The organism is Burkholderia ubonensis, assembly GCF_902833085.1.
Taxonomy (GTDB): domain Bacteria; phylum Pseudomonadota; class Gammaproteobacteria; order Burkholderiales; family Burkholderiaceae; genus Burkholderia; species Burkholderia ubonensis.
The window spans coordinates 1-4045 of record NZ_CADFEB010000019.1; the positions used below are offsets into that span (position 1 = coordinate 1).

Annotated in this window: 6 protein-coding genes and 1 rRNA gene; 2 read left to right on the plus strand and 5 right to left on the minus strand. The window is 61.7% G+C overall.

The annotated features are described in order from the left end of the window. The coding region (locus tag HWX31_RS34560; protein WP_175934016.1) for an SDR family NAD(P)-dependent oxidoreductase at positions 1 to 129 on the minus strand (129 nt) is incomplete at its 3' end. 154 nt (positions 130 to 283) lie between these two features. On the opposite strand from HWX31_RS34560, the gene HWX31_RS34565 reads away from it, so the two are divergent. Further along, positions 284 to 1255: a potassium channel beta subunit family protein gene (locus HWX31_RS34565; protein ID WP_174965010.1), complete on the plus strand. Its 972-nt coding sequence runs from the start codon at positions 284 to 286 to the stop codon at positions 1253 to 1255. 141 nt (positions 1256 to 1396) lie between these two features. Then, positions 1397 to 2242, plus strand: coding sequence for a 23S rRNA (adenine(2030)-N(6))-methyltransferase RlmJ (locus HWX31_RS34570; RefSeq protein WP_059612471.1), 846 nt, complete (start codon positions 1397 to 1399; stop codon positions 2240 to 2242). 16 nt (positions 2243 to 2258) lie between these two features. Here the strand turns inward: HWX31_RS34570 and HWX31_RS34575 are convergent, their stop codons facing one another. From HWX31_RS34575 to rrf, 4 genes are all read right to left on the minus strand, one after another. Then, positions 2259 to 2639 carry a hypothetical protein gene (locus HWX31_RS34575; protein WP_042584679.1) on the minus strand — a complete coding sequence of 127 codons (381 nt, stop codon included), beginning with the start codon at positions 2637 to 2639 and terminating at the stop codon, positions 2259 to 2261. Positions 2640 to 2752: 113 nt separating this feature from the next. After that, positions 2753 to 2899 carry a DUF3563 family protein gene (locus HWX31_RS34580; protein WP_010090032.1) on the minus strand — a complete coding sequence of 49 codons (147 nt, stop codon included), beginning with the start codon at positions 2897 to 2899 and terminating at the stop codon, positions 2753 to 2755. 216 nt (positions 2900 to 3115) lie between these two features. Continuing rightward, positions 3116 to 3520 (minus strand): Cu(I)-responsive transcriptional regulator, encoded by a 405-nt coding sequence (gene cueR, locus HWX31_RS34585; protein WP_174965011.1) that lies wholly within the window; start codon positions 3518 to 3520, stop codon positions 3116 to 3118. Positions 3521 to 3723: 203 nt separating this feature from the next. Beyond that, positions 3724 to 3836: ribosomal RNA gene (gene rrf, locus HWX31_RS34590) — 5S ribosomal RNA — on the minus strand. Between the last annotated feature and the right edge of the window lie 209 nt (positions 3837 to 4045).

The following is a 4045-nucleotide window of genomic DNA, read 5'->3' on the forward strand; positions in this document are numbered from 1 at the left end:
GCCGTCCTGGTTCAGGTCGGCGATCGCCACCGCCGCGCCCGCCTTCGCCAGCTCCAGTGCGATTTCCTTGCCGATGCCGCTTGCGGCGCCCGTCACCACCGCCACCTTGCCGCTCAAATTCGCTGCCATGCACGTCTCCTTCGATCATGGGTCAATAAAGCGCCGGTCCGCCGCGCGGGTGCGCGATCGTCGGCGGGCAAGCCGCTATTGTGCATGATCCGCTTCCGCCGTTCGCGCCCAAAGCGTCTAAGCTTAAGGTCGGTCCTGCACGCAGGAGACACGCATGAACTATCGACGACTCGGCCGCGCCGGGCTGCGGATCAGCGAGCTTTCGCTCGGCTCATGGGTTACGTACGGCAACCAGGTGGACCAGCGCGCGGCGCGCGAGTGCCTTGCGGCGGCACGAGATGCCGGCGTCAATTTCTTCGATAACGCCGAGGTCTATGCGGGGGGCGCATCCGAGGAAATTATGGGCCACGCGCTCAAGTCGCTCGGCTGGCCGCGCGTCAGCTTTGTCGTATCGACGAAGTTCTTCTGGGGGCTCGCAGAGGCGCCGAACCAGTACCACACGCTGAACCGGAAATATCTGCTGAACGCGATCGACGGGTCGCTGCAACGACTGCAGCTCGACTACGTCGACCTTGTCTACTGCCACCGTCCGGACCCGCAGACGCCGATCGAGGAAACCGTCTGGGCGATGAGCGACATGATCGCGCGCGGCAAGGCGCTGTACTGGGGCACGTCCGAATGGAGCGCGGACGAGATCCGCGCGGCGTGCGAGATCGCCGAACGGCATCACCTGCGCAAGCCGATCGTCGAGCAGCCGCAATACAACCTGTTCCATCGCACGCGGGTCGAGCAGGAATATGCACGCCTCTACGACGATTACGGCCTCGGCCTCACGACCTGGAGCCCGCTGGCGTCGGGCCTCCTGACCGGCAAGTATCGGCACGGTGTGCCGCCCGGCAGCCGCGCGCAAGTGCAGGGCTACGACTGGCTGCGCGAGAGGCTGACCGACCGGGCCCGAAACGATATCGTCGAAAAGCTCGGCAGTGTCGCCGCGGAGCTCGGCTGCAGCGTCGGCCAGCTGGCGATCGCATGGGTGCTGGCCAATCCGCACGTGAGCTCGGTCATCACCGGCGCGTCGCGGATCGAGCAGATCACGGACAACATGCGTGCGCTCGACGTCGTGGCAAAGCTGACGCCGGACGTCCTGCAGCGCATCGAGGATGTGGTCGGCAACGCGTACGAATAAACGGCGATCGTCGGCCACTCGCGTACAATACGCGGCCGCATCGACGCCCGCTTCGCCGGCCGGACCTGGCCGGCCGCACCTTGCCGGCCACACGCGATCAACAGGTTTTCATCGATTCACTTCCGTTCCAGGCAGCCCGCCATGCTCAGTTATCGTCACGGTTTTCACGCAGGCAATCACGCAGACGTGCTCAAGCACGCCGTCGTCGTCCAGCTGCTGCGCTATCTCAACAAAAAAGACAAATCGTACTGGTATATCGATACGCACGCGGGCGCGGGCGTGTATTCGCTCCGCGAAGGCTATGCGGCCAAGACCTCGGAATTCGACACCGGCATCGGTCGCCTGTGGAATGACAAGAATCTGCCGCCAGTACTGGCCGAGTACCTGGACGAAGTACGGGCACTGAACGACGACGGCGAATTGCGCTACTACCCTGGCTCGCCGTATCTCGCCTGGCGGCTGATGCGCGAACAGGACCGGATGCGGCTGTTCGAGATGCACAGCACCGAAATTGACGTGCTGCGCCACAATTTTCGTGACGCCGGCCGGCGCGCGATGATCTTTCCGGGCGACGGATTCGAGGGCATCAAGGCGCTGCTGCCGCCCGCGCCGCGCCGCGCGCTCGTGCTGATCGACCCGTCCTACGAGGACAAGAAGGATTACGCACGCACGCTGGCATGCGTCACGGAGTGCCTGAAGCGATTCGCGACAGGATGCTATGCGATCTGGTATCCACAGGTCGCCCGCACGGAATCCCAGCGTTTCGCCGAGCAGCTGAAACGGTTGCAACCGGACAACTGGCTGCACCTGACGCTGACGGTGTCGAATCCGCCGGCGGACGGGCTCGGGCTATATGGCAGCGGGATGTTCATCCTGAATCCGCCTTTTACCCTCGCCGCGAGTATGAGGGAAACGCTGCCCTACCTCGTCGAAACGCTGGGGCAAGATGGCGGCGCCCGGTGCGAGATCGAGCACCGGGGCAACTGAGCGACGCGCCGATCGGCTACGGCTGGCGCGGCTGGGGTTGCGGCAACGGGAGTGGTTGACCGGCAGGCGGCGCACTCCATCCCGGAACGTTGATGTACGGTGCGACGAACACCGGAATCGACGAATTCGGCGCTTGCTCGGCCGGGGTTCGCATTCTCGCGGGCTCGACGATCGGCTCGCGCGACAACGGCGCGGTCTGCAAGATGAGTCCGCCCTTTCCGTCCTGGATCCCGCGTTGTGTGTCGAGGATCAGCGGCTGCGAGGCCGTCGCGGCAAAACCGGCGAGTGCGTGAATGAACAACGCGCCGGCCAGACCAACGCGCGCAAGTGATACTCCGTACCCATCAGCGATACGCAAGCGCATGATTTTGCCCTTCAGGTTGTAAAACAGGCCCATACCATAACGCCATGCGGCCGGCTTCACCAGATACATCGCACAAAAAAACAAAGCCCCGTCGATACGGGGCTTGCTTTATGTCCGGCGCCACCGGCGCCTGATGGCGACTCCGATTACAGCGAGTAGCCATTCGTTTCCAGCGAGCGGATACGATGCTCGAGCTGGACGATGTCCGACGACGTCGCGAGATAGGCCTCACGGCGCTCACGCTCTGCGGATTCAAACCAGGTGCTCAGCTTTTCAACGATGTAGGCGATCATGATGTTCTCCAAGGAAGGGGGAACCCTGGCGAATCTGACTTCAGGGGTTTCCCGTATAGGGTTATCCCTGATTATAGCGATGCCGCACCAAGATGCTAGTGAAATGGATGCATGGCAGCCATTCCAAATTGGAATGACATGCAGGCGACGCTCCACAACCCATTGATTTTATTGGAATTGCAACATCTCCCCTGTCCGCCCCCTTGAGGCCATGCACTATTCTGGTTCGGGAACGGGGTCAGCAAGGCGCGCCAAAATCGGGCATTCCGGCCGATCGTCGCCAGTGCAGTGCGCGGCCAGGTCGACCAGCGTATTGCGCATGTCGGTCAATTCCGCGATGCGCTCGTCGAGTTCGGCGACGTGTCCAAGCGCAATCGATTTCACCTCGGCACTGGCGCGGGATCGGTCCTGCCAGAGCGTCAGCAACTTGCGGATATCTTCGACGAGAAAGCCGAGGTGTCTGGCCTGACGGACGAAACGCAGGACATGGATTTCGTCTGCGCCGTAAATCCGATAACCGGAGTCGCTCCGCTTGGCCGGCATGAGAAGACCGACCTGCTCGTAATAGCGGATCATTTTCGTGCTGACCCCGGATGCGCGCGAGGCATCGCCGATGTTCATTCCACACCCTCTCGTCGAGTACGCATTTCGATTTGTGGAGCACCGCCCTGCGTGTTCCCGGCGGCATCCTGATCGTATCAAATCATGCCGATTCGTTCCGGGCCGGGTGGCACGGTTGGAGGTTAGAGGGCGCCGTTGTGCATTTTCGACGCCGGAAATGCAAAAACCCCCGCCTTTCGGGCGGGGGTTCTTGGCTAAGGGGAGCCTGACGATTACCTACTTTCACACGGGAATCCGCACTATCATCGGCGTAGAGTCGTTTCACGGTCCTGTTCGGGATGGGAAGGGGTGGGACCGACTCGCTATGGTCATCAGGCAAAGAGGGTTGTTCTGCTGGCTTGGCCAACAGAACCAATCTGGGAAGAAGCAGTAATCAGGTTGTGTGTATCGCACACGAGAATCAACATGTCGCTTTGGATCGCGGCCAGTGCTTTCGCACGGCGCCGATCTACAAGGCAGACTTGTTATAGGATCAAGCCTTACGGGCAATTAGTATCAGTTAGCTGAACGCATTACTGCGCTTAC

Bases quoted from the DNA above. Each gene is read 5' to 3' on its own strand.
- HWX31_RS34575 (WP_042584679.1), bottom strand. From the start codon at position 2,639: ATGGGCCTGTTTTACAACCTGAAGGGCAAAATCATGCGCTTGCGTATC.
- cueR (WP_174965011.1), bottom strand. From the start codon at position 3,520: ATGAACATCGGCGATGCCTCGCGCGCATCCGGGGTCAGCACGAAAATG.
- HWX31_RS34570 (WP_059612471.1), top strand. From the start codon at position 1,397: ATGCTCAGTTATCGTCACGGTTTTCACGCAGGCAATCACGCAGACGTG.
- HWX31_RS34565 (WP_174965010.1), top strand. From the start codon at position 284: ATGAACTATCGACGACTCGGCCGCGCCGGGCTGCGGATCAGCGAGCTT.
- HWX31_RS34580 (WP_010090032.1), bottom strand. From the start codon at position 2,899: ATGATCGCCTACATCGTTGAAAAGCTGAGCACCTGGTTTGAATCCGCA.